The 25,733-nt window shown below is 61.0% G+C and carries 21 protein-coding genes; 6 read left to right on the forward strand and 15 right to left on the reverse strand.

Going from position 1 to position 25,733, the window contains the following annotated elements:
• Position 1: 1 nt before the first annotated feature.
• The 4 genes from AC3B5Q_RS22510 to AC3B5Q_RS22525 form a co-directional block, all read right to left on the reverse strand.
• The gene (locus tag AC3B5Q_RS22510) at positions 2-853 is read right to left on the reverse strand and encodes a hypothetical protein (protein ID WP_253249193.1); all 852 of its coding nucleotides are present in this window, start codon (positions 851-853) and stop codon (positions 2-4) included.
• Positions 854-1,345: 492 nt separating this feature from the next.
• Complete coding sequence (locus AC3B5Q_RS22515) at positions 1,346-1,471, reverse strand: hypothetical protein (protein WP_257205338.1); 126 nt, start codon at positions 1,469-1,471, stop codon at positions 1,346-1,348.
• A gap of 287 nt (positions 1,472-1,758) precedes the next feature.
• Positions 1,759-2,808: an ADP-ribosylglycohydrolase family protein gene (locus tag AC3B5Q_RS22520; RefSeq protein ID WP_488392748.1), complete on the reverse strand. Its 1,050-nt coding sequence runs from the start codon at positions 2,806-2,808 to the stop codon at positions 1,759-1,761.
• Positions 2,809-2,816: 8 nt separating this feature from the next.
• Positions 2,817-3,077 carry a hypothetical protein gene (locus tag AC3B5Q_RS22525; RefSeq protein WP_028697630.1) on the reverse strand — a complete coding sequence of 87 codons (261 nt, stop codon included), beginning with the start codon at positions 3,075-3,077 and terminating at the stop codon, positions 2,817-2,819.
• Positions 3,078-3,196: 119 nt separating this feature from the next.
• Here AC3B5Q_RS22525 and AC3B5Q_RS22530 point away from each other — a divergent pair, with 119 nt between their 5' ends.
• On the forward strand, positions 3,197-4,072 hold the full coding sequence (locus AC3B5Q_RS22530) for a BrxR family helix-turn-helix transcriptional regulator (RefSeq protein ID WP_028697631.1): 876 nt from the start codon (positions 3,197-3,199) through the stop codon (positions 4,070-4,072).
• 59 nt (positions 4,073-4,131) lie between these two features.
• Here the strand turns inward: AC3B5Q_RS22530 and AC3B5Q_RS22535 are convergent, their stop codons facing one another.
• From AC3B5Q_RS22535 to AC3B5Q_RS22545, 3 genes are read right to left on the reverse strand one after another with little or no spacing between them, the layout of a single operon-like run.
• A complete protein-coding gene (locus AC3B5Q_RS22535; protein ID WP_274102070.1) occupies positions 4,132-4,791 on the reverse strand; it encodes an ankyrin repeat domain-containing protein in 660 nt (219 codons plus the stop codon).
• Between the two features lie 20 nt (positions 4,792-4,811).
• Positions 4,812-8,213, reverse strand: coding sequence for a TM0106 family RecB-like putative nuclease (locus tag AC3B5Q_RS22540; protein WP_488392749.1), 3,402 nt, complete (start codon positions 8,211-8,213; stop codon positions 4,812-4,814).
• 23 nt (positions 8,214-8,236) lie between these two features.
• Entirely contained in the window at positions 8,237-9,886 is a 1,650-nt protein-coding gene (locus AC3B5Q_RS22545) for a hypothetical protein (RefSeq protein WP_488392750.1), read from the reverse strand.
• Positions 9,887-9,931: 45 nt separating this feature from the next.
• On the opposite strand from AC3B5Q_RS22545, the gene AC3B5Q_RS22550 reads away from it, so the two are divergent.
• On the forward strand, positions 9,932-10,579 hold the full coding sequence (locus tag AC3B5Q_RS22550; RefSeq protein WP_021784357.1) for a HEPN domain-containing protein: 648 nt from the start codon (positions 9,932-9,934) through the stop codon (positions 10,577-10,579).
• A 237-nt stretch (positions 10,580-10,816) separates the two neighbouring features.
• Here the strand turns inward: AC3B5Q_RS22550 and AC3B5Q_RS22555 are convergent, their stop codons facing one another.
• The 4 genes from AC3B5Q_RS22555 to AC3B5Q_RS22570 form a co-directional block, all read right to left on the reverse strand.
• Positions 10,817-13,210 carry a TonB-dependent siderophore receptor gene (locus AC3B5Q_RS22555; protein WP_274102072.1) on the reverse strand — a complete coding sequence of 798 codons (2,394 nt, stop codon included), beginning with the start codon at positions 13,208-13,210 and terminating at the stop codon, positions 10,817-10,819.
• A gap of 216 nt (positions 13,211-13,426) precedes the next feature.
• Positions 13,427-14,818 carry an amino acid permease gene (locus AC3B5Q_RS22560; protein WP_103469505.1) on the reverse strand — a complete coding sequence of 464 codons (1,392 nt, stop codon included), beginning with the start codon at positions 14,816-14,818 and terminating at the stop codon, positions 13,427-13,429.
• A gap of 519 nt (positions 14,819-15,337) precedes the next feature.
• Positions 15,338-16,684, reverse strand: coding sequence for a glucarate dehydratase (gudD, locus tag AC3B5Q_RS22565; RefSeq protein ID WP_488392751.1), 1,347 nt, complete (start codon positions 16,682-16,684; stop codon positions 15,338-15,340).
• A 19-nt stretch (positions 16,685-16,703) separates the two neighbouring features.
• Positions 16,704-18,056 (reverse strand): MFS transporter, encoded by a 1,353-nt coding sequence (locus AC3B5Q_RS22570; RefSeq protein ID WP_275966517.1) that lies wholly within the window; start codon positions 18,054-18,056, stop codon positions 16,704-16,706.
• Positions 18,057-18,315: 259 nt separating this feature from the next.
• Between AC3B5Q_RS22570 and AC3B5Q_RS22575 the strand changes: the two genes are divergently transcribed.
• The gene (locus tag AC3B5Q_RS22575; protein ID WP_053870473.1) at positions 18,316-19,017 is read left to right on the forward strand and encodes a FadR/GntR family transcriptional regulator; all 702 of its coding nucleotides are present in this window, start codon (positions 18,316-18,318) and stop codon (positions 19,015-19,017) included.
• A gap of 89 nt (positions 19,018-19,106) precedes the next feature.
• Here AC3B5Q_RS22575 and AC3B5Q_RS22580 read toward each other — a convergent pair whose 3' ends face one another.
• From AC3B5Q_RS22580 to AC3B5Q_RS22595, 4 genes are all read right to left on the reverse strand, one after another.
• Positions 19,107-20,117 carry a zinc-dependent alcohol dehydrogenase family protein gene (locus AC3B5Q_RS22580; RefSeq protein ID WP_028697637.1) on the reverse strand — a complete coding sequence of 337 codons (1,011 nt, stop codon included), beginning with the start codon at positions 20,115-20,117 and terminating at the stop codon, positions 19,107-19,109.
• A gap of 164 nt (positions 20,118-20,281) precedes the next feature.
• Entirely contained in the window at positions 20,282-20,872 is a 591-nt protein-coding gene (locus AC3B5Q_RS22585) for an HAD family hydrolase (protein WP_021784364.1), read from the reverse strand.
• Positions 20,869-21,738: an acyl-CoA thioesterase II gene (gene tesB / locus AC3B5Q_RS22590; RefSeq protein ID WP_003249851.1), complete on the reverse strand. Its 870-nt coding sequence runs from the start codon at positions 21,736-21,738 to the stop codon at positions 20,869-20,871. The genes AC3B5Q_RS22585 and tesB overlap by 4 nt, the downstream gene beginning before the upstream one ends.
• A gap of 149 nt (positions 21,739-21,887) precedes the next feature.
• A complete protein-coding gene (locus AC3B5Q_RS22595; RefSeq protein ID WP_021784365.1) occupies positions 21,888-22,457 on the reverse strand; it encodes a GNAT family N-acetyltransferase in 570 nt (189 codons plus the stop codon).
• A 179-nt stretch (positions 22,458-22,636) separates the two neighbouring features.
• Between AC3B5Q_RS22595 and pmrG the strand changes: the two genes are divergently transcribed.
• From pmrG to AC3B5Q_RS22610, 3 genes are all read left to right on the forward strand, one after another.
• The gene (gene pmrG, locus AC3B5Q_RS22600; protein WP_021784366.1) at positions 22,637-23,323 is read left to right on the forward strand and encodes a lipopolysaccharide core heptose(II)-phosphate phosphatase PmrG; all 687 of its coding nucleotides are present in this window, start codon (positions 22,637-22,639) and stop codon (positions 23,321-23,323) included.
• A gap of 93 nt (positions 23,324-23,416) precedes the next feature.
• Entirely contained in the window at positions 23,417-24,331 is a 915-nt protein-coding gene (locus tag AC3B5Q_RS22605; RefSeq protein ID WP_021784367.1) for a histone deacetylase family protein, read from the forward strand.
• A gap of 148 nt (positions 24,332-24,479) precedes the next feature.
• The gene (locus tag AC3B5Q_RS22610) at positions 24,480-25,721 is read left to right on the forward strand and encodes a TIGR03862 family flavoprotein (RefSeq protein WP_319298598.1); all 1,242 of its coding nucleotides are present in this window, start codon (positions 24,480-24,482) and stop codon (positions 25,719-25,721) included.
• Positions 25,722-25,733 lie beyond the last annotated feature (12 nt).

A 25,733-nucleotide genomic window follows, 5' to 3' on the forward strand; every position in this document is an offset into this window, starting at 1 on the left:
TTCAGGCTCCTGCCAACGTCAGCACCGCCGCCACAACTGAGGCGCCGATCAGAACCCCACCAATGCCGAACATGGCCAGGCGGACCTTGAAGCGCGATATCGCATGCGCTTGCGTAATTTCCAGACGCTGTGAGGTTTCCTGCTGTTCCAGTGCCAGGCGAGCGTTGGACTCCTGTTCGGCTAGATCGCGCTTGGCCCTCGCGTCAGCCTCCGCTATCTGCTGACGATGCGCTGCTTCCTGTTGTTGCACCACAATGCGTGCCTCAGCCTCTTGCTGGGCAAGCCGGGTTCTTGCATCGGCTTCGGCTTGGGCAATCGTGTTTCGTTCCTGGGCTTCGCTCTGAACGATTTGCGTCAGCCGGGCTGTGCTTTGGCTGATACTGGCCACTTCACCGGTGTACTCGCTGTACAAGGCGTGCAAGCCTTCGCGGACGTGTTCGAGTTGAGCGGTAAGGGCCTGCGAGAACTGCTCAAGATCGTTGGCATGCTGTTGCAGCAGTGCCTGGCGGGATTCTTCCTTGAACAGGATGCGCAGTGATTCGATGATCGTGCTCTTGCCGGCGTTGGTTTCGCCGAAAAACGCCAAGGTAAATGTGTCCCACTCGGCATGGGTTTTCAACTGCTGAAGTTCGCTGTCAAACCGGCCCCGAATGTCGCGCAGCTTGTCAGTGATATTACCGATTTCGCGCTTACCATCCTTGTGCTCGACATTAAGCGCGAGAATGTCAGCCATGGCGCTGCCAATGCTATCTGAGACATCGGTATAGAGGCGGTTGAGATCTTCAGGGGAGTTCATTGCGCGTCCTTGTAATGAAGTTAGGCCAGGCAGCTTTTTATTGGGCAATAAACGCAACGAGCTGGAAGTCCTGACCGTGCATGAGTGGGATGCTCCAAAGCAGAGCCGAATGGGCTGGTTCTGAAAGCCTCCACCACAGCTCTGCGCTATGGTAAACGCTCGCCGCGCAATGGCATATAGCCACGACACCTGTAGGCCCCATCGATAACGAACCCTCCGGGCGGGAGAATTCCACCAACTGAGCGAAGGCGCCTCAAAAGCGTCTGCGCGCCAGCAACTCCGCCACTGCCCCCTTAAACCACCCCGCAGGACGTATCTCCAGCGCCTTGCTGCCACACCTAGCCCTTGATCCACAGCTTGCGTTTGTCGGCGCTAACGACATAACCCGCAGTGGAACGTGCCGATCAGCTCCAATTGCGGCCAGTACTCACCGAAGAAGGCCCTCGTCATCGCGATAGACTCGTAATCAGGTCGCACCCAGTCGGTGTGCTGCGGTGCCGTCATCCCGACACCCTCGAACGAGTCGTCAATGCCACTACTCGACATGCGTCAAATCGAACTGCCACCTGCCTCCCGCGCCGCTTTCTCACGTTTCATCTCGCTATATTCCCGGTATAACTCATACCCCTTGGTAACAATCACGATAAATCCGACTACGGCAAAGATATTCTTCATGGCTGAATGCTCCTGTTTAATGGTTTTTTCCGCCCACACCCTAAAACCGCCGCGCTCCCAGCAGTTTCGCCACCGCGCGGGCCAACCGCCCCGCAGCACGCACCTTCAACTTCATACCCCCACACTTCGGGCAGTGGTCGACCCATTCACCCGGCGCCAGCGCATCACTGCGAGGCGCCACTGTTTTCGTCCAACCACAATCTTCACATTCAAAAGTGAAGGGCCTAGGTTTGATCGGCATTTTCAAACTCCTTGTTCACTGCACAAACTCATTGTCACCACTACGTTCAACTCCGGGGATAAGCCAGTTCAATCTGCTCATCAAACTCCCCGCCAACCCCGCAATACTCCCGCGGCACGCGCTCGATATCTTCCGCCATCTGAGCCATCACCCGGCGCAATTCCAGGCGCATGAGCCAGCGAGCAGGAATAGCGGCAGCACCATATTGCGCACCAAGCAATTGCCCGGCGACCAGGCCCGTTCTGCTGTCGCCACTGTGATTCACCGCCATGGCCACCCCCTCCTCGAACGACCGTGCCGTCAGCGCACACCACAATCCAATTGCCAGCACCTGCTCAGCGGCCCAACCAGAAGCGAAATCGTCGATGCGCTGGGGTGTAGGTGTGTACCCCTCGTTATAAAAGAACTGCACGCGCTCGATGAGACTGCGCGTTTCTTCCATACCAGGTACGTGCCCATACCTGGCCAGACTCTGAGTCACAGCGTGCTCCAGGCCATCTTGACGATCGACAACCCGCTGGAGAATGTCAGCGAACAGCCCTGCCGCCAGATAACCCGTCGGATGCCCGTGCGTCAGACGCCCGGACTGCGCCGCGTAGTCAAACGCATTGGCAAAGAATGCACAGGGTGCGACCCGCACTAGGGCTCCACAGCCCTTGCTGTTGTTTTCAGCAAGCGCACCTAACCGCCCACTGACCTTCAGTGCGTTCAAGTTCGTTGTGTCGGGGCCTCGACGCGACCATAGCTGCGACTGCTCGATCAACCAACCATCGGTGGCGACTTGTATCGCCGGGGGATAGTCCTGAGTCGTCAGCCAGCGCAGCAGCGCGTGGTGAATAACACTGGGTACATGGCATGCCTGCCCTGAACTCCCAATCACATAGGCCCGTAGCAAGCCCTCAACGGTAAACAGCGTCATCTGCGTAGCGCTGCTGATCGCACCGGTAATGTCATGAGCTGGGATAAAGTCCGTTATCCCTTTCAGCCCGAACCTGGCTTCGATGGCAGGCCACCCAAGCGTAGCAACCGGGGCGCCAAGTGCATCGCCTACAGCGCCGCCCAGCAGGCAGCCTCTGATCCGTTCAAGTCTGTTCATGCCGTTCCTTATCGCTCTTGTGCTGCAATAAGGTTCTGCAACAGCACCAGCTTGCGCTGCAGCTGGGCGATGTGCTCCTGGTCAGCACGCCGTGCCGACCGCAGCTCACGGTTCTCCATCTCCCAGATCCGCGCCCAACGCGCGTTGTGGCGGCATGCCAGCGCTATCTGCCAGAGCTCGCGCAACTTCATGTACTGCAACAGGAGCACCGCCAGGATCACCCCGATCAACACCAACGCCCCTGTCGAAACCACTTCAGACATAGTCATGTCCACTTCCTTTCCTGGCTTCAAATTATTTCGAAGACAGAGACAAGATATGTAGTGATTTACGACAGGTCTAGAATGTAGACTTATACAGGTAAAGTAATCGCGCACATGGAGCGGGTATGAAACGCAAGCAATCCATCGAGCAGGTCCGCTGGGACCTGGCACTTCGCTATCGTTTGATCGAGACCGTTGCCTGGTGGGAAGGCCGGCTGACCACGGGCCACCTGATACAGAGCTTTGGTATCAGTCGCCAGCAGGCCTCCAAGGACATCAATACCTACATCACCGAGCATGCGCCCAAAAACTTGACATATGACAAGCAGCTCAAGGGCTATGTACCGAGCAAGCACTTCAAGCCGTTGTTCATCGACGACAGTGCCAGCGCTTATCTGCACCTGCTTTATCAGAACAATGAACGTGCACCACACATCGACGGGCTGGCATTGGCCTATGCGCACACCCGGGTATTGGAAGTCCCGGATCGCCCGATCCGGCCGGAAGTCCTGCGCCCCTTGCTCAAGGCCTGTCGCGAAGGCCTGCGGCTGGAAACTGAGTACGTGTCGTTTAACACTCCGAACGTAGAGGTGCGCCTGATTGCTCCGCACACGCTGGTCTACACCGGCATGCGCTGGCACGTGAGGGCGTATTGCGAGAAGAACGGCCAGTATCGGGATTTCGTGCTCAGCCGCCTGCGAGGCCAGCCGGATTTGCTCGACCAATCGCCGAACACACGCGAAGAGGATGAAGACTGGAATGTCGAGGTACCGGTCATATTCGAACCTGATGGGCGATTGAACGCGGCGCAGAAGGCGATCATCGAGACCGACTTCGGCATGACGCAGGGGCAACTGGTGGTGCCTAGCCGAAGGGCACTGGTGAAGTATGTGCTGCAGCGTTACCAAATCGACCACCGCAACCTCGCGGTTCTCCCTGAGGCGCAGCAACTGGTAGTGAGCAATCTCAAGGAACTGAAGCCCTGGCTGTTGAATGACTAATCTTTGAAACTCGCGACGAGGGGCTTGGAGCCCCGCGTCGCTGGTCGGTAAATTCTCACTCAGTTGCGCCAGTGGCCGCTCATCGTGGCGAGCATCTGCTGCCAGGTACGTGCCGCCTGCAGATAGTTGTCGATTTCTCCGATAAGAAGCCGCGCCGCAATATCGTGATGCCCCGCCAGAATGGCCACGTTTCGGGCCGTATGCCCTTCGTTGTTCTTCGCATTCAGATCGAGGCAGTACTTGCTGAAGTGCTTGGCAAAGTAGTTCGCCGCCTTGCTATGCCCGTTCGCGGCTAGCCAATGCAGTGGCGTATTACCCGCCGCGTCACGGTCGTTCAGACTACGGCCTTGCTGATAACGCCTGGCAAGCGTTTTTATGATGCCTTGCCTGCCCGGCAAACGGGCAAAGTTGTCCGGGCTCAGGAAGCTGCCAAGGCCTTTCCAGTCCAGCAGCTCCTTGTCCCCTTCTGCACCCAGCGCCTCCAACCGCTCAATCCAGGCAGTTCGGCCAAGCTGGTAGGCGATGTCCAGTGGCGTGCTCTCGGCGCCGTCGCGGTCATTCATCGCCGCAGCCGCAAGGGACCGCAGGTGCGCCAGATCATCGAGCAACACGGCGACATGCCAGCCTCCAATTTCAAGCGCGGGCAGATCGTCGACGCTGAAACGCGAGATTTTCAATGTCTCATCTAGCACGGCAAGCAAGGCAGGTGGATAGCTCATGCCCCAACTCCTCACGACCCTTATTCACACGCAGAGGGCAGGCCTTGCTGTTGTCCGTACCGCGTTGCCATGCACAAGCCATTGACCAGGCTCATGTCCTTTGGTGTCTGGCAGCGAATCGCCGTAAGCCCTGGACTGGCAACGATGCAAGCCAACGACTTGGCGCGGCTGACAGCAACATTCAAACGGTTTTTCGAGTAAAGGAACCCAATGTCTCTGGGCAGGTAGTCTTCATTCGATGTGGTCATCGAGACAATTACAATTTCAGCCTCCTGTCCTTGAAACTTGTCCACAGTACCAACGCGAGCTCCCGCAGGCAGCATTTGTTTCAACAGCTGTACCTGCAAGTTATAAGGCGCCACCACCAAGATATTTTCGAGGGAAATCGCGTGTTTCTCGGCGTTCTTATCCTCGTACCACTGGCGCAGAAAGTACATGTACAACGCCTTGATGTACGCAGCCTCTTCATCGGAGCTCTGGCCGTTGCCGTCATGCTCTACTGGGCAGAACATCAGCCCGCTTGCCGGTATTTCTGGCCGCTGCCCATCAAGGTGCAATACTTGCCGCTCGGTACCCGGCGCGGACGAAAGTTGCCCTTCGTATACAGCATCGGAAATGAACGAACAAACCTGTGGATGCATCCGCCAGGTCTGCGCCAGGAACACACCTCGGTCGGGTCCAATGGCAGGTGTGCCGTCCAGCAGGTAGTCGAGGGCGGAGTCACCGGAGCGGCCCGGATGCACACCTTGCACAGGCTGCGACAACTGCATCTGGTCACCCATCAGCACGATGTTACGTGCCGCCATGCCCATGGTGACCAGGTTCGCCACACTCACCTGGCCTGCTTCATCAATGAATAGATAATCCAACTGTTCGGTGAAGCTCGCATCGGCAAACAACCAGGCAGTGCCGGCAGTCAGGTCGATAGCCGGGCCCCAGTTGTCGAGGAACTCCGTTTTGTCCTCGATAGAGCGGATGCAACGGCCATTGAATTCCGTGCCCTCGCCTTCCGATGATTTTTTCAGTCCCTTGAAGGTAACGCCCTCCACCTGTGCACGCGCCTCGACTGCTGCCAAAACGTTATTGATGGCATAGTGCGAATTGGAGGTTACCCCGATGCGCTTGCCGGCTTTGAGCAAGTCAACAATCACGTGTGAGCCGGTGTAGGTCTTCCCGGCCCCTGGCGGCCCCTGAATGAATAGCACACTGTTCTCGAGGTTACGTACCACCTGCTTGATGCCATCGGTCGTTGCCAAGTGCGGATCAAGCAAAGGCGCACCCGGCTCGATACCTTTCACCCGTGGTGCGCGTCGATGAAGAAAGTCCATCACCGCCTGAAATCGTTGCTCACCGGACAATACGCTGTCGGCATAGCGAAACAACGCCTCGCGCAGCATGCCTGACGGGATCGGCCTGCCGGGGATCATGTCAAAGGCTTCCGGTGGCGCCTTTTTCGCGGTGGCCTTGAATGTCGCGAGGCATGCGTCATTATCCAGGCTGACCAGGTGCACACTGGCCAACGATTCAGGGATGACACCTTTTGAGCCGGAGCGCATCTTGCTTTCCTGAGGCTCGAAACTGTATTCGAACAGGAACGAATTCTTGATCGGTACCGGCGGTGTTTTTGTGCGCTGCAAACCGGCGAGGCTCTCGATATCGTCCAGCAACTCCTCGGTAGTCATGTCCTGGCGGCTGAACAACTGCCACCACACCGGCTTTTCCGCCCTGCGGTAGAAGTCGAGTAGCTGGAAGGTCAATACCCGGACCTGATCCTCGTCGCTCAGGACGCAATCGTCGGACGGCAAGCCCGCAAGCAATCGGTCACGGTATTTTGCCAGCCGAACCTCGATCTCCTTTTGCTCCGCTACGGCTTTCTCGCCTTCGGCTTGCAACACGACAGGAACCCCTGCGCGCAATGGACTAATGCTCGCAAGCCAGTTGCGTAACAGGTACGTAGAGAGCACATCGTCTTCGTTGTAGCGCTCGATCTGCTCAAGCAATGCTGGGTCACCAGTCTCTTTCCAGCGCTCATAGAACACGATGCTCGCACCGGCATTGGTAACGTCGCCGTCACGCTTTGCCATGTAGAAGTGTTCGATGTTCTTGATCGAGTAGCTGGGTTCCGACACGCGGATCGCTTCGCGCACCACCTTGTAAAGATCGATCAGTTTGCCATTGCGCAGCAGCCAATCCACTTGCGCCTCGCGAGTGCCGTGCTGGCTCATCAGGCGCTTGATGGCCGTTTCTTCATAGCTGGCATAGTGGTAGACATGCGCATTCGGGTAACGCTCAAGGTGCGCGATGATCCAGTCGATGAACTGCTCGAATGCAATCTTTTCTTCGTCCCGGCTGTGCGCCCAAAAAGCTTTGAAAGTTTGCTCACCGCCTTCGTCTATATACAGGCCGAAGAGGTACTCCAGGCCGCCCTCCTCCAGAGGATTACCTTCCATATCGAAGAACAGATCACCTTCGACCGCAGGAGGCATGCGGCCAAAGCCACGCCGTTGCCCCATGACCGGCAACAGCTCGTACAGAGGGGTATCGCTGGAGCGCCCCTGAAACTGCAGGCGCGCCTGGTGACGTAGCTTGTTCAGCGACTCCACTTGCAGCTTATGGATACGCAAGTCATCGCCACTGGCTGCCAACTGTTCCAGGGTGGTCACACCGCCAACCTGCAACTTCTTGATTTGCGAGCGGCTGATACCGGCGACTGCCGAAAGATGATCATCCTGCAGGCGTTGTTCAGTACAGCGATCACGCCACCCACAAAAACCACAATGCCCACACGGATCCGGGTAGGTGAGCCATGGCCCCTCAGTGTTCACGAACGCACTGAATCGCTGCAGCACCTGCTCTAGGTAATCCGCGTAGTCAGCAACCCGATAGGCCTGCTCGGTACGCGTAGCATCACCCAGCACGATGTACATGAACTGAGGCTGTACGCCCTGAATCGCAATCAGCATCCGCGAATAAAGCGCAACCTGCACCAGAAACTTGGCCTTTGCACTCTTGGCCAACTTGGTGTCGATCACTTCATAGCTGTGGCCCCCCAACGCCGACGGCCGTGGTACTTTGCGCAGGAAGTCGGCATGCCCGATAAAGGCGCCTTCCTGAAGCGACGCCTGGAATATGATGTCCGCGCCGGCGCGCATGGCCTCAATGGTCAGTTCCACCCGCCGAGAGAAGCTCGGATTGCCCTCAGCGACGTCGACTACCTGGGCATGGCTGCTTTTGAGCTGTTCAAGAAATGCCGCTTCGTGGGCCAGCCCCTTGTCCTGGATCAAGCGGTTCTGCTCACTTGCCGGGGCTTTCTCCATCGGCGCGACCAGGTGCTTCAGGTCCAGCGCCGTCAAATGCTGGCATTCCAGGAAGCCACAGATGTCCGAGGCGGAATACAGCCGAGTCCCGTTTCGAGTTTGCATAGTTGTATTGCCTCCAGCGTGACTCAGGCGTCGAGCGAGCAACCTTGGTAGAACTGCTCGAACAGGGGCGTCGGCAGATGCTGCGCATTGAGCAGGCCGAAGTGCTTACCTACATTGCGCCCTACGGCCATGATTGTTCTTGCGGAGTTCTCGGTGCCGGCATAGCCAGCGCTGACGACGTAGTCGACACGTTCCTTGTCGCTCTCCGCGCGGGCATAGGCATTGCCGGTGATCAATACATCAACCAGGCAGACACTGACGCGCTCGTCCCCCACCGTGAACGGCTCGAGCGTTTCGCCAGACAAGGCTGCCCGCAGTCCGTCCTCACCACCGGCAACAATGCGCTCAAGGGCAGCAAGCGGGCGGCCGAACAAGTCAAACTCGTCAATAGAAAACGGGAAGCAGTAGCTCTGTGCAGTCGCGCGTGAGAGCGTTTTTCCGTTGCGCGGCTCAGCCACCAGCCAGTCAACGAACGCATCTTTATCGTCGGGCGCACCGCTGTGACGGAAGGCCAGGTAGTCACTGAGCACCTGGCCAAAAGGATGACCCGTGGGCACCCAGCCGCTATTGCCAGACTCGCGCAGCGATATATCGCCGTGCTCGCCAACTGCTTGGGCCTCAGGTACTGGCGTCAGGCCAAAGCAGCGAAGGTCATAGCCAAGCATGAAAAGGCTCGCCTCGAATGCATGGCATCGCGCGGGCATTGCCCCTTGGTCGGCAAACCAGCCTGTGCGCCCGAGCAAAGCGCGGACAATCCAACCCAAACGGACCTGCCAGCGCGCCCACTCGGCGTACTCGATCGCCGAGAACTGCGGTGCTGCCAGACAGTTGGCAAACGCTCCTGGGTTGCGGATCTGGTCGCCACGCGCGCCGCCGGACGGGAACCTCAGCAGAGGTTTGCCACGCCCAGCCCACTGCTGGCGAAAGAGCGCATAGAACATGGCAATCGCGGCGCCCACACGGCTGTCATAGATGGGAGAACCGGACAAGTCGAGCAAGGCGTGAATCTTGGTCAGGCCCGAATCGAAACGCTCGACACTGCCAAGGTCATCCAGATCATTGTCGGCATCGAGCGCCATGAGCCCAGCCATCTTCTTCAGGTAGCTCGACAACTCGCCGCTGGTAGCCAGCCGATGCAAGAATGGAATGGCACCCCGCACACCGCCCCAGCGCAGAATCTGCAAACAGGCCTGAAGCGCTTGCTGATCATCACCGGCGCTGACTCCAGCCGACAACCACTCACGCAATTGCCCAAGCGAGCCCTGGGTCTGCCTCCAGGTTTCAGAGTCGACCGCGCTCTGGCGGCTGTCGCGCCAGCTTGCTTTCCAGCGGTAATGCTCAAGGACCTGCTCAATCCCCTGTACATCGACCGTCAAACCACCGGGTACGAACTTGCTGGACTTGAATCGCAGTTTGAAGGTGAGCACCGGCAGGTTGGCTGCCAGCCATTCAATGAACGCCTCGACTTCGGGTTGTGCCAAGAACTCACCACGCTTCATGCCAGCCGCCTTGCGGGTAATGTCGAATGGCCATACCCTAAGCAAAATGACGGGCCGCGTCCACGTTGTCTGTTCATACAGGTAAACAATTGGAGCAGGTTCCAGTGCCTCGACCAGACAGCTTCCAGCGCCAACGGTGAGTCGCTCATTAAACTGTAAAGTTTTCAGACACACATCATCTCTTTACGGACCGTGCGCCCCCTCAAGGATCATCACCTCATGGACCATCAAGCACTCAAGACCCGACACCGCCAGGAACGTGAGGGCCATCACCCCAACCTGACCTTGCGTGTTCATCGAGCACTGAGCTGGCTGAACCGCGCCGAACAGACGGATGATATTGATGGGCGCTTTATCTTTCTGTGGATCGCCTTCAACTCGGCATACGCGACGGACATTGATGAAGAGTTCCGCCTGTCCGAACAAGCCACATTCAAGGCATTCCTCGAAAAACTCTGTGCCTTGGACAAAAGCAACCTGATCGAAAATCTGGTGTGGTCGGAGTTCTCTGGCAGTATTCGCGTCTTGCTTAACAACCCTTATGTGTTTCAGAGTTTCTGGGATTATCAGAACGGCAAGATCAGTGAGCCACTCTGGACCGAACGCTTTGCCAAAGGTCGTAAAACCGCGCAGCAAGCTCTGGCCAACCGCAACACCGCGGCCGTGCTAGGGGTGTTGTTCAACCGGATCTACACCCTACGCAACCAGATCATGCATGGCGGTGCCACTTGGAACAGCAGCGTCAATCGAGATCAACTGCGCGACTGCGCCAGCCTGCTCGGAAAGCTGGTTCCGGTCATCATTCTGCTGATGCTGGATAACCCGGATACATTGTGGGGTGATGCATGTTATCCCGTGGTCGTTTAGCTCAGTGACCGTGCTTGGACTAGGGTCGCCCGGGACGAACCTTGGGAGCTGGCCTTCCCGCAAAAAACGCGACGCGGTGTTTGGCACCGGCTGTGCCGGTGTTCGCGGGCACGCCCGCTCCCACAATGATCACGCAAACTTTCAGACTTTGAGCAAGGCAGTTGCCCCCTCAGGTTGGCAAACCAGTGGGGCTAACTTACTCGCGAACACCGCCGAAGACCGTGCCCCTCACCCGCCTTACCAGCTATAACTCACCTTCGCCGTCACCTCCCGCCCCGGGTTGTAGTAATTCGCCGTCCCCGACCCAACCACATGCTGCTCATCGAACAGGTTGCTCACATTCAGCGCCAAGTCGGTCCCTTTGGCGATCTTGTAGTTCAGCGCCGCATCGAACAACGTGGTCCCATCGCTCTTCTTGGTATTGGCAGCATCCATGTAGTACGCCCCCACATACCGCGCGCCCAGGCCGACGCTCACGTCAGTGCCCGGTATGTCGTAGTAGCTCCACAGCGATGCAGTGTGTTTGGGCGCAGTGGTGAACTCATTGCCCTTCAAGGAAGAGCCGTCATACAGCGATCCGCGCAGCACCTCGGACTCCATGTAGGAGTAAGCACCAATCACGCTGATGTCCTGCGTGACTTGTGCCTTGGCTTCCAGGTCAAGGCCACGCACGCGTGACTCGCCCACCGTCTGCTGCTCGATGATGCCGCTTGGCAACACCACGGCAATGGTGACGTTCTCCTGGGTCAGGTCGTAAACAGCGGCGGAGAAGAGTGCGTCCATGCCCATGGGCGAATACTTGATGCCCACTTCGTATTGCTTGCCGGTCTGCGGGGTAACGCCCACTTGCGGGGGCGAGACGGACTCCACCATGCTCACGTAGGTCGACACTTCATCGTTGACGATATAGGTCAGTGCCGCGCGGTAGGAGGTTTCGGAGAAGTTGTCCTTTTCCGTTTGCTCGCCACCGATGTATTCCTTGCTCGACAGGTCCATCGAGTCGTTACGCACGCCTGCGGTCGCGATGACGCGGTCAAAGAACGACAGGTTCTGCTGCAGGAAAACCGCCTTGGTGGTGGCGTCATTCTTTTTGCGGGTATAGGGCGTGATGCCGCCAGGCACGCCGGTGAATACCGGGTTGGCGATGTCGATGGAGGGCGCCAGGCCGTAGACCGAGCTCTGTTTGGTCGTCGAGTCGAGGTACTCGACGCCCACCAGCGTGCTGCTGTCGATGTGCTCGAACTGGGCATCGTACTGCAGCATCAGGTTGCCATTGAGCTGATCGGCATCGCTGTCGGTGCCGAAAACGTAACGCGGAATGGTGGTGCCAACACGCGAGGCGCTGTCGCTCAGGTAGACGTAGCCAAAGTCATCGGTCAGCTCGCTGTAGCGCAGGTTGCTGCGCAGGGTGAAGCCGTTGTCGAAGTCGTGGGTGATGTTGCCGCTGAGGCTAGTGCGCTCGACATCATGGAAGTTGTAGCCGGGCTCGCCATAGAAGTCGCTGCGGTCGTACTCCTTGTCCAGCGGGTAGCCACCGCTGTTCGGCGAGCTGTTGGTCTTCAGGTAATCCAGCACCACCGTGGCCGAGGTGAAATCGGTTGGCGCCCAGGTCAGGCCGCCCATCACGAAGCGGTTATCGTCCTGAGAGTGGTCGTACTCGCGGTCGCTGTTCTGCATCTTGGCCGTGAAGCGGCCGGCCAAGGTTTGTTCGTCGTTCAGCGCATCGCCTACATCGATCCCGGTTTCGGCATGGTCATAAGAGCCGTAGGTCACGTAGCCTTGGCCAAACTTCTCGAAGCGCGGTTGCTTGGTCACGAAGTTGACCGAGCCACCCGGGTCTGCCGGGCCGAACAGGGTGGAGTTGGCACCCCGCAGAATTTCGATACGCTCGTAGGCGTAAGGGTCTTCGCGCACACCGCGCATCGAGCTGAGGGTCAGGCCGTCTCGATAGGTGGTGGCCTGGAAACCGCGGATCAGGAAGTAGTCGTTGCGGTCGTCCGAACCGTAATAGTCGCTGACCACGCCGGGGGTGTACTGCAGCGCCTCTTCGGTGGTGCTGACGCTGCGCTGCTGCATTTCCTTGTTGGTCACCACAGACACGGACGCGGGCGTGTTGAGGATGCTGGTCGCCACCTTGCCCCCTACCCACAGCTCCTTGGCAACCACCGAGTTGGCGTCATCGTCGGCGCTGGCCTTGACCTTGGCATTGATGATGACAGGTGCCAGGCGGTAGTCCTCGGTCGCGCCCAGTTCCAGCGGGCCGGCAGGTTTAGGCTGCGGTATTACCAGGTAGGCATTCGGGCCCTGCGGCTCAATCTGCAACTCGGTTCCGCGCAGCAGCGACGACAGTGCCGACCGCGTATCCAGCGCGCCCTGCACCCCGTTGGTATTGCGGTTGGCCACGTTCTGCGCATCGAACGAAAGGCTGATGCCCGCCTCGCGCGCAAAGCGGTCCAGTGCCGGCGCCAGCGGGCCCGCGGGAATGCTCCATTGCTTGAGCGGGCTGTTGTGATCAGCGCTCAAAGGCTGTGCAAGCGACGGCAGTGCGTAGGTGCTGACTGCCAGGCCCAACAGTGCAGCATGCAGGGCACGACTCAAGGGGTGGCGCTGTGGAACCGGGGTAAAACTCATTCTCTCGCTCCGTGTCGGGGGTCGGCGGGCTGGCCTGTAATCCGGCCTTCTCTACATGCCGAACGAGAATGAGAAAACACCTCATTTATTTTCAATGAAACGCGCTGCCGGGCGGGTACCTGCCGGCACCTGTTAACCCAAAAGCACGCTCAAACCTAAAAAAACAAAGGGCATCCATCCTCGGGTGCCCTTTGCCTTACAGCCAGGTGAACTGAATCACCCCATCGATCGCGCGCCTACCGGTTGCGCATGGCCCCTCGCCGTCACGATCCCCAGGAAGGAAATCACGATCGCCAGGCCCAATGTCGAGCTCACTTCCGCCCGATGCTCAGGCGTGTACATCATGACCGCCAGCGCCCCGGCAATGAAAATGATCACCGCCCAGGTCAGGTACGGGAACAGCCACATGCGGAACTTCAGTTCGGTGTTCTCGCGCTCCAGACGGCGGCGCATGCGCAGCTGGGAGATGGCGATAACCATGTACACCAACAGGGCGATGGCGCCAGAGCTGGCCAGCAGGAACTCGAACACGCCCTTCGGTGCGAAGTAGTTGAGGACCGCGATGGCCGCACCGATCAAGGTGCTGCCGAACACCGCAGCACGCGGTACACCGACCTTGGAGGTCTTGTTGAGGAAGGCCGGGGCGTCACCGCGCTTGGCCAGCGAGAACATCATCCGCGAAGCGATGTAGATCGACGAGTTCATGCAGCTGGTAACAGCTACCAGTACCACCAGGTCGACCATGAATGCCGCGTTGGGGATGTTCATGATTTCCAGCGCACGCTGGTACGAACCCACCACCGCCAGCTGCGGGTCGTTCCACGGCACCACCGAAATGATCACGAAGATCGACAGGATGTAGAAGGTGCTGATACGCCAGATCACCGAGCGAGTGGCCTTGGCGATGTTGCGCGACGGGTCGCTGGACTCGGACGCGGCGATGGTCACCGCCTCGGTGCCGATGAAGCTGAACATCACGGTGATGAACGCACCCACCACTGCCGACCAGCCTTTCGGCGCAAAGCCGCCGTACTCGGCAACCAAGGTACTCAGGCCGCTGACCTCGCGGTTGGGCAGCCAGCCCATCAGCGCGGCAAAGCCCAGGCCGATGAAGCCCAGAATGGCGGTGACTTTGAGGATGGCGAACCAGAACTCGAACTCGCCGTACTTGGCCACGCTGAACAGGTTGGTACCTGCCAGCAGCAACACCGAAGCCAGGGCGAAGATCCAGCTGTCCACCTGCGGGAACCAGGCGTTCAGCACATGCCCGGCGGCCAATGCTTCGATAGGAATGACCAGTACCCAGAACCACCAGTACAACCAGCCGATGGTATAGCCGGCCCAGCGGCCAATGGCCTGGTCAGCGTAGGTGGAAAACGATCCGGTGTCGGGGTGTGCCACGGCCATTTCGCCGAGCATGCGCATGACCAGTACCACCAAGGTTCCGGCCACGAAATAGGAAATTATGGTTGCTGGCCCGGCTGCCGCGATGGCATGGCCAGAACCTACGAAAAGTCCGGCGCCGATGATGCCGGCGATGGACAGCATCGTTACGTGACGTGGCTTGAAACCTTGTGCAAGGTTGCCATCAGATCCCACGGTGTTCATTGATGTTGTTCTCTTTTTGCTGACACAAGGAAGGACGGGCAGGCGTAGGCGAAAAATATCTCCTTTGAAATCAATAAGTCGACACGTTACTCGCGCTCTTTTGTTGATATTTGGAGCGCTTCACAGAGCAACGTGTCAGTGCAGGGCGGGCTTCATTTAATCCCCGCATGGCTGTAGGGAATTACACGAGAACGCCCCGGAACTGTTCGATCACGACAGGGCATTTCCATCAACGCCAAATGTCGCGAATGGCATATCCGAACGCGCCACAGGCCCAAATGGAGCTTTTGTTTTTCATTTGAATGTGTGTTGTCTGTGCCGGCCCTTTCGCGGGTGAACCCGCTCCTACGATGGTGCGTGGCGACGGTACCGATTGATGAATGCGGTGGGGCGGTGAATGACTGGGGGTATTGGCCGGCAGGTCGGGCCTATTCGCGGGTGAACCCGCTTCTACAAGGGTGCGTAGCGACACCACCGGTTGATGTAGGAGCGGGCTTGCCCGCGAAGAGGCCAGCAGCCTCAACGCACCAGGCAGGGTCGTTTGTTATCGAAGCGCCATCCCGGTATCAGGTACTGCATCGCCACGCCGTCATCCCGTGCCCCCAGCCCCATGTTGCGGTAGCACTCATGGGCCTTGGCCAGCTGGTCTTCATCCAGTTCCACGCCCAAGCCCGGGCGCGCCGGCACCCGCACATGCCCGTCGACAATGCGCAGCGGCTCACGGGTCAGGCGCTGGCCATCCTGCCAGATCCAGTGGGTGTCGATCGCCGTGATTTCACCCGGCGCCGCAGCCGCTACCTGGGTGAACATCGCCAGCGAAATGTCGAAGTGGTTATTGGAGTGAGAACCCCAGGTCAGCCCCCAGTCGTTGCACATCTGCGCCACCCTTACCGAACCCTGCAAGGTCCAGAAGTGCGGATCGGCCAGCGGAATGTCCACCGACTGCAACTGAATGGCATGGCCCATCTGTCGCCAGTCGGTGGCAATCATGTTGGTCGCGGTAGGCAGGCCGGTGGCGCGGCGGAATTCGGCCATCACCTCGCGGCCCGAGTAACCATTCTCGGCGCCGCACGGGTCTTCGGCGTACGCCAGGACATCGTGCTTGTCGCGGCACAGGGCAATGGCCTCCTTTAGCGACCACGCGCCATTGGGGTCGAGCGTGATGCGCGCTTCGGGGAAGCGTTCGGCCAGCGCTGTCACGGCCTCCATCTCTTGTTCACCGCGCAGCACGCCGCCCTTGAGCTTGAAGTCGCTGAAGCCATAGCGCGCCTTGGCGGCCTCGGCCAGCCGCACCACTGCTTCCGGGGTCAGGGCCTTTTCGTGGCGCAGGCGGAACCAGTCGTCATCGCTGTCGGCTTCGTTGCGATAAGCCAGGTCGGTCTGCTGGCGGTCGCCGATGTAGAACAGGTAGCCGAGCATCTTCACCGCATCCCGTTGCTGCCCCTCGCCCAGCAGTGCCGCCATCGGCACGTTCAGGTGCTGGCCGAGCAGGTCGAGCAATGCCGATTCGATGGCCGTTACCGCATGCACGGTGATGCGCAGGTCGAAGGTCTGCAGGCCGCGGCCTGCCGAGTCGCGGTTGGCAAAGGTCTGGCGCATGGCATTGAGCACGCGCTGGTAATGGCCGATCGGCTGGCCGACCACCAGGCTGCGGGCGTCCTCCAGGGTCTGGCGAATGTTCTCGCCGCCGGGCACTTCGCCCAGGCCGGTATTGCCGGCGCTGTCGCGCAGCACCACTACGTTGCGGGTGAAGTACGGGCCATGGGCGCCACTGAGGTTGAGCAGCATGCTGTCGTGGCCGGCCACGGGGACCACGCGCAGGTCGGTGACCACCGGGGTGCTGGTGTGAAGGGTCTGCATATTCATCAGGGTTGTCTCGCAGTCATCAGTGGGTCTGGCCCAGGGCCGAAGGGGCCTTGAGGTCATCGGAAGGGACGCCCTTGGGGCGAATGCGTACGAAGAAGATGGCAATCGCCGCCAGCACCGAGGTCACCGCCAGGCCGTACAGCCCGCCCTGGATCGAGCCAGTCTGCTGCTCCAGCAAGCCGAAGGTGGTGGGGGCAACGAAGCCGCCGAGGTTGCCGACCGAGTTGATCAGGGCAATCACCGCCGCAGCGATGCGGGCGTCCAGGTAGCCCTGGGGGATTGGCCAGAATAGTGACGACGCTGACTTGAAGCCGATCGCGGCGAAGCACACGGCGACGAAGGCAAACACCGGCCCACCCGTAGTGGACATGAACATGCCCGTGGCAGCGACCAGCAGTGCGCCCGCCACCCAGGCCTGCTGGAACTTCCAGCGAGCGGAACCGGCGGCGAAGGCGTACATGGCCAGGATCGAGATCAGCCAAGGGATCGAGTTGAAGAAGCCGACCTGCATGTCACTGAGGTCACCCATACGCTTGATGATGCTAGGCAGCCAGAAGGTCGCGGCATAGATGGTCAGCTGGATACAGAAGTAGATCAGGCAGAACAGCACGATCTGGCGGTCCTTGAGCAGGCTCCAGGCCGACGGCCTGACCACACCGATGGCCTCACGTGCTTGCTGCTCACGGTCGATGGTGGCAACCAGCGCGTCCTGCTCGGCCTTGCTCAGCCACTTGGCGTCCTGCGGCCTGGAGTCGAGCCAGAAGAACACGAAGAAGCACAGTGCTACCGAGGCCATGCCTTCGATGAACAGCATCCACTGCCAGCCATGCAGGCCCAGGCCCTGGATTTGCATCAACGCCCCGGCCAGCGGCCCGGAAATCAGCGAAGCCAGCGCCGAGCCACTGAGGAAGATGGCAATCGCCTTGCCGCGCTCTGCCGCCGGCAGCCAGCGGGTGAAGTAGTAGATCACGCCAGGAAAGAAGCCTGCTTCGGCCACCCCGAGCAGAAACCGCAACACGTAGAACTGGGTTTCGTTCTGCACGAAGGCCATGGCCGTGGCCACCAGCCCCCAGGTGAACATGATACGGGTCAGCCACAGCCGGGCACCGACCTTTTGCAGCAGCATGTTCGAAGGGACTTCGAACAGCGCGTAACCGATGAAGAACAGCCCGGCACCAAAGCCAAAGGCCGCAGCGCTGATGCCCAGGTCGCTTTCCAGGTGCGGGCGGACGAAGCCGATGTTGACGCGGTCGAGGTAGTTGACGATGAACATGATGACGAACAGCGGCAGGACGTGGCGCTTGACCTTGGCCACGGCACTGGCCAACGCGTCGCCTTCATGCCGGGCAGACGGAGCGAGGGTGTCGTTCACTTGCGGATCTCCCACTAATTGTTTTTGTGCGGGTCGGGTTGTCTGACATGGCAGTGGGGAGGAGCTTATGCGCAGCGAGGTTGTACGACAAGATCATTAACGTCGGCAAAATAGCAAAATACAAGCTGTCATAATGCCAATCTGATCCTAACGTGCAAAAACAGCTCAACTACATGCTGATTAGGATGCGCGAAAAATCGGCAAAAAATATTTCTATCGATTAACTTGTCGTACAAGCCAATCAAGAACCGGATCACACATGGAACCCGAACACGCGCGCAAACGCGGCCACAGCCGTGCCCACGACCTGGTTTCCAGCCTGACCCAGCAGATTTTGCTGGGCACCTTCAAACCAGGCGACAAACTGCCTTCGGAAAACACCCTGGTGCGCGAGCACGGTGTCAGCCGCACAGTGGTCCGCGAAGCCTTGTCGAAGCTGCAAGCCTCGGGGTTGGTGGAGCCGCGCCACGGGATCGGTACGTTCGTGATGGAGCGCCAGGCCCAGGCCGGCCTGCGCGTTGCGGCGGAGAGCGCGGCGAATGTGCGCGATCTGCTGGAGCTGCGTATTGGCCTTGAGGGCCAGGCTGCCGCGCTGGCCGCACTGCGTCGTGATGAGGGGCAACTGGCGCGCATGCGCCAGGCGCTGGATGACTATCAGGACCTGGCCGCTGCCGGCGACAGCTGCATCGAAGCCGACCGGCGCTTTCACCTGCTGATTGCCGAGGCCACCGGCAATCTGTACTTCACCGAGATGCTGCAGCAACTGGGTAACGGCCTGATCCCGCGCAACCGCATGGCCCAGGCCGAGCGCGCGGGGGCCAAGCTGGCGCGGCAAGCGTACCTGGCCAACCTGGAGCATGAGGCGATCCTCAATGCCATCCGCCGACAAGACCCGGATGCCGCGCGGGCGGCGGTGTGCCTGCACCTGTCCAACAGCCGCGACCGGCTACTGCCGGACTGACTGTCAGGCAGTGTAAGGCACTCGGGCTTGATGCTACGAATAGAGTGGCGTGCAGGGTGGCCGTCACATCCAGCTACCCTGCCCTCACTTCACCAGGTCAGGCAGATCTTGCCGAAGTGCCGGTTGCTCTCCTGGTAACGGAACGCCTCGACGATCTGTTCCAGCTCGAAATGCTTGTCCACCACCGGCCGCAGGCCGTTGGCATCGATCGCCCGCACCATCGCCTGCTGCTGCGCTCGGCTGCCGACCAGCACCCCTTGCAGCCGAATCTGCCGCACCAGCGCCTGCACCAGCGGCAACTGCCCGGCCACCCCGGTAAGGATGCCGATCAGCGAAACATGCCCGCCAATGCGCGCAGCAATCATCGACTGCTCCAGCGTCGCCGGGCCGCCCACTTCAATCACATGATCGACACCGCGGTTGCCAGTCAGCTCGCGCACCTTCTCACCCCAGGCCGGGGTGCTCTTGTAGTTGATCAGGTGGTCGGCACCCAGGGCCTTCAGGCGCTCCAGCTTGGCATCGCTGGACGAGGTGGCGATCACGGTCGCGCCGGCCAGCTTGGCGAACTGCAGGGCGAAAATCGATACACCGCCGGTACCCTGCACCAGCACCGTGTCGCCCGGTTTGAGGTGATCATCGCTCATCAGCGCGCGCCAGGCGGTAAGGCCGGCGGTGGTCAGGGTGGCAGCCTCGGCATGGCTGAAACCCTGAGGTGCCAGGGTGAAGGCGGTGGCGCGGGCAGTCACCTGCTCACGGGCGTAGCCATCGATGCCGTCGCCGGGCACCCCGGCAAAGCCCTCGACATTGGCCTGGCCATCGAGCCAGTCGGGGAAGAAGGTGCTGACCACATTGTCGCCGACCTGGAACTCAGTGACGCCAGCCCCCACTGCAACCACCTCGCCGGCGCCATCGGCCATGGGGATGCGTCGCTCGCTCGGGCCCCACATGCCGCTGACCACGGCGAAATCGTGGTAGTTGAGGGAACTGGCGTGCAGGCGCACGGTAATCTCGCCGGCCTGGGGGGCCTGGGCCTCGCAGGTGCCGACCTCGACCTTGTCGTAGCCGCCGCCGGGTTGTACGTAGATGGCCTTGCTGCTCATGGGTGGGTCTCCGTATCAGAGCAAAGAATGGGGTTCAGCATAGACAGATCCGGCCCTTTCGCGGGCACGCCCGCTCCCACAGGGGCACCACAGGCCCCGAGACGGGCGCAATACCTGTAGGAGCGGGCATGCCCGCGAAGAGGCCCGCATTGCCAAAACAAGCGTCAGCCCAGCATCACCTTCAACGCCCGGCAATCCGCCGCATGCCAATCCACCAGCTCTGGCCAGGGGTTGTCCGGCAGGTTCACCAGCACCGTGCGTGCCCCCGCAGCCCGCCCACAGTCCAGGTCAAAGCGGTAATCCCCCACCATCACCAGTTCGCTCGGTGTCACGCCCCAGGCGCTGGCAATCTTCAGCAGCCCATCCGGGCTCGGCTTGGGCGCAGCCTCGTCACGCCCGAGAATGTGCTCCACCGGGAAGCAGTCCGCCAGGCCGATGGCCTCCAGCGTTACATGCGCAAGCTCACGTGCATTGCGGGTCAGAATACCCAGCCGGCACCCGCGCTCGGCCAACTCGCGCACCAGTTCCACCGCCCCGGTGGCCGCCGTGGAAGCCGTTGCCAGGTCCCTTTCGTGTTCCAGCAACCAGGCATGCTTGGCCGCCGCTTCTGCCGCCGGCAAGGCCGCCAGGTGGGTGAGGATGTCGTGTTCGGCCGGGATGTCCAGCGCCACCCGAATGGCGGCGAAGTCGTGCACGGCCACGGTCAGGGTGCCGTCCATGTCGAACACCCAGTTGCGCACCTCGCCCAGGCTCATGCCCAGTCCTTGCGATGGCGAATCAGGCCTTCCTGGCTCGACGATGCCACCAGCTGCCCGGCCTGGTTGAAAATGCTGCCGCGGCAGAAACCACGGGAATTGCCGGCCCAGGGACTATCGGTGGCGTACAGCAGCCACTCGTCGGCGCGCAGGTTGCCGTGAAACCACAGCGAATGGTCGAGGCTGGCGATCTGCATGTCGCGCTGCCACACCGATTTGCCATGGGGCAGCAACGCCGTGGTCAGCAGGCCGAAGTCCGAGGCGTAGGCCAGCATGTACTTGTGCAGGGCAGGCACGTCAGGCAGGTTGCCGTCGGCGCGGAACCAGGCGTATTTCACCGGGTCGCCCGGTTTGGGGTTGAACGGGTCGCGCTCGGTGACCGGGCGGATCTCGATCGGCTTGGCGCACAGCACCTTGTCGCGGATGCGCTCGGGCAGCTGGTCGGCCATGGCACGGGCCAGTTCGACCTCGGTAGGCAGGTTTTCCGGGCCGACCACGTCAGGCATCTGCGCCTGGTGCTCGAAGCCTTCCTCGTCGTACTGGAACGACGCGCTGCAGGTGAAGATGGTCTGGCCCTTCTGGATCGCCGTCACCCGCCGTGTACTGAAGCTGCCGCCATCGCGCACGCGGTCTACCGAGTACACCACTGGAAGGCTGGCATCGCCCGGGCGCAGGAAGTAGCCGTGCAACGAATGCACATGGCGCGCGTCCTCGACTGTCTGACTGGCAGCCGACAACGACTGGCCCAGCACCTGCCCACCGTAAAGCTGGCGGAAGCCCAGGTCCTGGCTACGTCCACGGAACAGGTTCTCCTCGATGGATTCGAGGCTCAACAGGTCGACCAGGTCGTCCAACACATGACTCATCGGGGGATCTCCGTAGGAGCGAGCCTAGCTCGCGATGCGCCGCCCGAGCGGCGCTCGATTTCACAGGCGCTGAACGTGTTACGGGCAAGCGCCTTCCAAGTAGGCAAATGATACAGCGTTTGTCATTCGCGCCGGGCATGGCCGTGCATTCAGGCGCGCAGGGTGCGCTCCCAGTGCGCGCGGTCAATGCGGTACAGCACATGCGGGCGCAGTGGGTGGCCAGTGGGCAGGCGGGGGTGCTCGAAACTGCCGTGTGGGTCCTGCTGCATGCCGATGGCTTGCATCACCTTTTGCGACGGCAGGTTGCATTCGCTAGTGAATGACACGACCTCCTCCAGGCGCAACTGGGCAAAAGCACAACGCAGGCAGGTCCACGCCGCTTCGCTGGCAAAGCCAAGGCCCCAGTGGCGACGGGCCAGGCGCCAGCCAATCTCTACGGCGGGGGTGAAATCGGCGTCAAAGCCCACGTGCAGCAAGCCAGTCATGCCGATGAACGCGCCGCTGTCCTTGCGCTCCAGGGCCCACAAACCAAAACCGTATTCATTGAAGTGCCCACGCACCCGGCCGATCAACGCAGCGGCCTCAAGACGCGTCAACGGCGCCGGAAAGTAACGCATTACCTGCGGGTCGGCGCACAGCGCGGCGAACTCGCGCAGGTCGTCGTCATGCCATTGGCGCAGCACCAGCCGTGCGCTTTCCAGTTCAAGAATAGGGGTCATCGGGCCTGCTCCGGTTTTGCCGTGTTGCAGTTTACAGCGTAGGCGCGGGCGCGGGTTTCACCCAGCCGGTAGTAGCCGAATGCAATTTTCACACGCCCTTCACCGGCCCCCGACAGGCCACTTGGCAGGATTCCGCCATCCCTGCCGTGCCAAGCACGGCTATGCCAACGGAGCCACACATGCAATCGAGCAATACCCTGGGGCACTCTGCCATTCACGCCCGGCGCAAGCGACGCCTGACCCGCAAAGCCCTCGGAGCCGCCCTGGGCCTGTGCATGGTCGTGGCGGCGTTGACCACCTGGCTGGCGACGAGGACGCATATCGTGGACCTTGGCAACGAGCAACAACTGAGTGACAGCGGCCTGCTGCAGGACTGGGCCGAAGGTGCGGTGATCGTGATGATCCGCCACGCTGAACGCTGCGATAGCGCCCCCGGCCCTTGCCTGGACGACCCTACGGGTATCACCCTGAGCGGTAGCCAGGCCGCTGCCCGCGTTGGCCAGGGGCTGCACCGGCTGGGCCTGAACAACGCCGACTTGCTCACCAGCCCGAAACTGCGCACCCGGCAAACCGCGCACTTCATCCTCGGCCAGGCGGTGGCCAGCGAAGACTGGCTGGAAAGCTGCGACAGCCAGTTCGCCAACGAAGCGCTTGCACACAAACGCGCGGGCCACAACCTGGTGCTGGTGACTCACAACGGCTGCATCGACCACTTTGCCCGCCAGCAGCACGTTGCCGGCGGCGAACGTCAAAGCAACTATGCCAGCGCCCTTTTCGTATCGGTGGATAGCAATGGCAAGGCCCGCATCCTGGGGCGCCTGAACGAACCGGACTGGCAACGGGTACTGGCCAGCGCCGCAAAGTGATGCGGGCCACAGCAATCCCGTGCAGGCGATTGAGCAGCAAAGCTGGCCCGGCCATGGCAAGATCAGGACCTGGCCCTGATTACGACCTCAACCATGCCGTTGCCGCTGATCTACCACGAAGATTACAGCCCGGAGTTCCCCGCTGAACACCGCTTCCCGATGGACAAGTTCCGACTGCTGCACGACCACCTGGTCGGCAGCGGGCTGACCACCGACCAGGCCCTGCTGCGCCCGGACATCTGCCCCAACGACATCCTCGCCCTGGCCCATGACCGCAGCTACATCGAGCGCTACATGAACGGCGAGCTGTCGCGCGAGGACCAGCGCCGCCTCGGCCTGCCCTGGAGCGAGGCCCTGGCCCGGCGTACCGTGCGCGCCGTCGGCGGCTCACTGCTGACTGCCGAGATGGCGTTGCAGCATGGCATCGCCTGCCACCTCGCCGGTGGCACCCATCACGCCCATTACGACCACCCCGCCGGCTTCTGCATTTTCAACGACCTGGCGGTCATCAGCCGCTACCTGCTGGAAGCAGGCAGGGTACACCGGGTGCTGATCTTCGACTGCGACGTGCACCAGGGTGACGGCACCGCGCGCATCCTGCATGACACGCCCGAGGCCATCACCGTGTCGCTGCACTGCGAACAGAACTTCCCCGCCCGCAAGGCACAAAGCGACTGGGACATCCCTCTGCCCCGAGGCATGGGCGACGCGGCCTACCTGAAAGTGGTGGACGACGCCCTCAACTACCTGCTGCCGCTTTATCAACCCGACCTGGTGTTGTATGACGCCGGTGTCGATGTGCACAAGGACGACGCCCTGGGCTACCTGCAGCTGACTGACGCAGGCGTTGCCGCCCGTGACGAAGCCGTGCTGCGCCATTGCCTGGGCCGCGATATCCCGGTGGTGGGCGTGATCGGCGGTGGCTACAGCAAGGACCGCACAGCCCTGGCCAAACGCCACGGCATCCTTCACCACAGCGCCGCACGTGTCATGGGTTGTTCACAATGACTGTGGAACCGCTTGTGGATAACCTGCGTGAAAGGCGCTGCAGCCCTTTAATGGCAAGGCCTGCGTGACGCTGGCTATTTTTTGACCAGTGCTTCCAAGGGCAGCGCTGCGGTAGAATGCGCCTCTTTTCCACAGCCTGCTGCCCACCATGCCCGATCTGACCCCCGCATCCCCTCCCCCCGCTGTCGTCATCGGTGGCGGCCCCGCCGGCCTGATGGCCGCCGAAGCACTGGCCAAGGCAGGCCTGGCGGTCGAGGTGTTCGATGCCATGCCTTCAGTGGGCCGCAAGTTCCTGCTGGCGGGCGTCGGCGGCATGAACATCACCCATTCCGAGCCTTACCCGGCGTTCGTGGCCCGTTATGCCGAACGCCAGGGCGAAATCGAGGCCCTGCTACGCGACTTCGATGCGGACGCGTTGCGCCAGTGGATTCATGGTTTGGGCATCGAAACCTTCGTCGGCACCTCGGGCCGGGTGTTCCCCACCGACATGAAAGCCGCACCGTTGCTGCGTGCCTGGCTCAAGCGCCTGCGCGACAACGGGGTAGTTATCCACACCCGCCATCGCTGGCTGGGCTGGAACACCGATGGCAGCTTGCGAATTGCTTATCCACAGGGCGAACGGCAGGTGAACGCCTCGGTCGTGGTGCTGGCGCTGGGTGGCGCCAGCTGGGCGCGCCTGGGTTCTGACGGCAGCTGGCAACCGCTGCTGGCAGAGCGGGCTGTGGATATCTCGCCTTTGCAGCCGAGCAACTGCGGTTTTGAAGTAGAGGGCTGGAGCGCGCTGCTCAAGGACAAGTTCGCGGGCGCACCGCTGAAGAACATCGCCCTCAGCGTCCCGGGCAGCGCACCGCGCAAGGGCGAGTTCATCCTCACCGCTCAAGGTGTGGAAGGCAGCCTGGTGTATGCCTGGTCGGCACCGGTACGCGAGGCCATCCACCGTGAAGGCCGCGGGGTGTTGTTGCTGGATCTGCTGCCGGACAAGCCTGTGGACAAGATTGCCCAGGCACTGGCCAAACCACGCGGTTCACGCTCCATGGCCAAGCACCTGCACAGCCAGCTGGGGATTGATGGGGTCAAGGCAGCACTGCTGCGCGAGCTGACGGATCCGGCGACCTTTACCGATGTTGATGCCTTGGCTCGAGCCATCAAGGCATTGCCCATCACCCTGGTACGCACGCGGCCGCTGGATGAAGCGATCAGCAGTGCCGGCGGGGTCCGCTTCGAGGGGCTGGATGAGGGGTTGATGGTCAAGGCCGTGCCGGGGGTATTCTGTGCCGGCGAGATGCTGGACTGGGAGGCGCCGACCGGGGGTTATCTGCTCACGGCGTGCTTTGCCAGCGGCTTGCGCGCCGGGCGGGCAGCGGCGAACTGGCTGATGCGGTCAGCCTGATGGATTGCGGGG

It is taken from the genome of Pseudomonas sp. D5(2026), assembly GCF_057766845.1.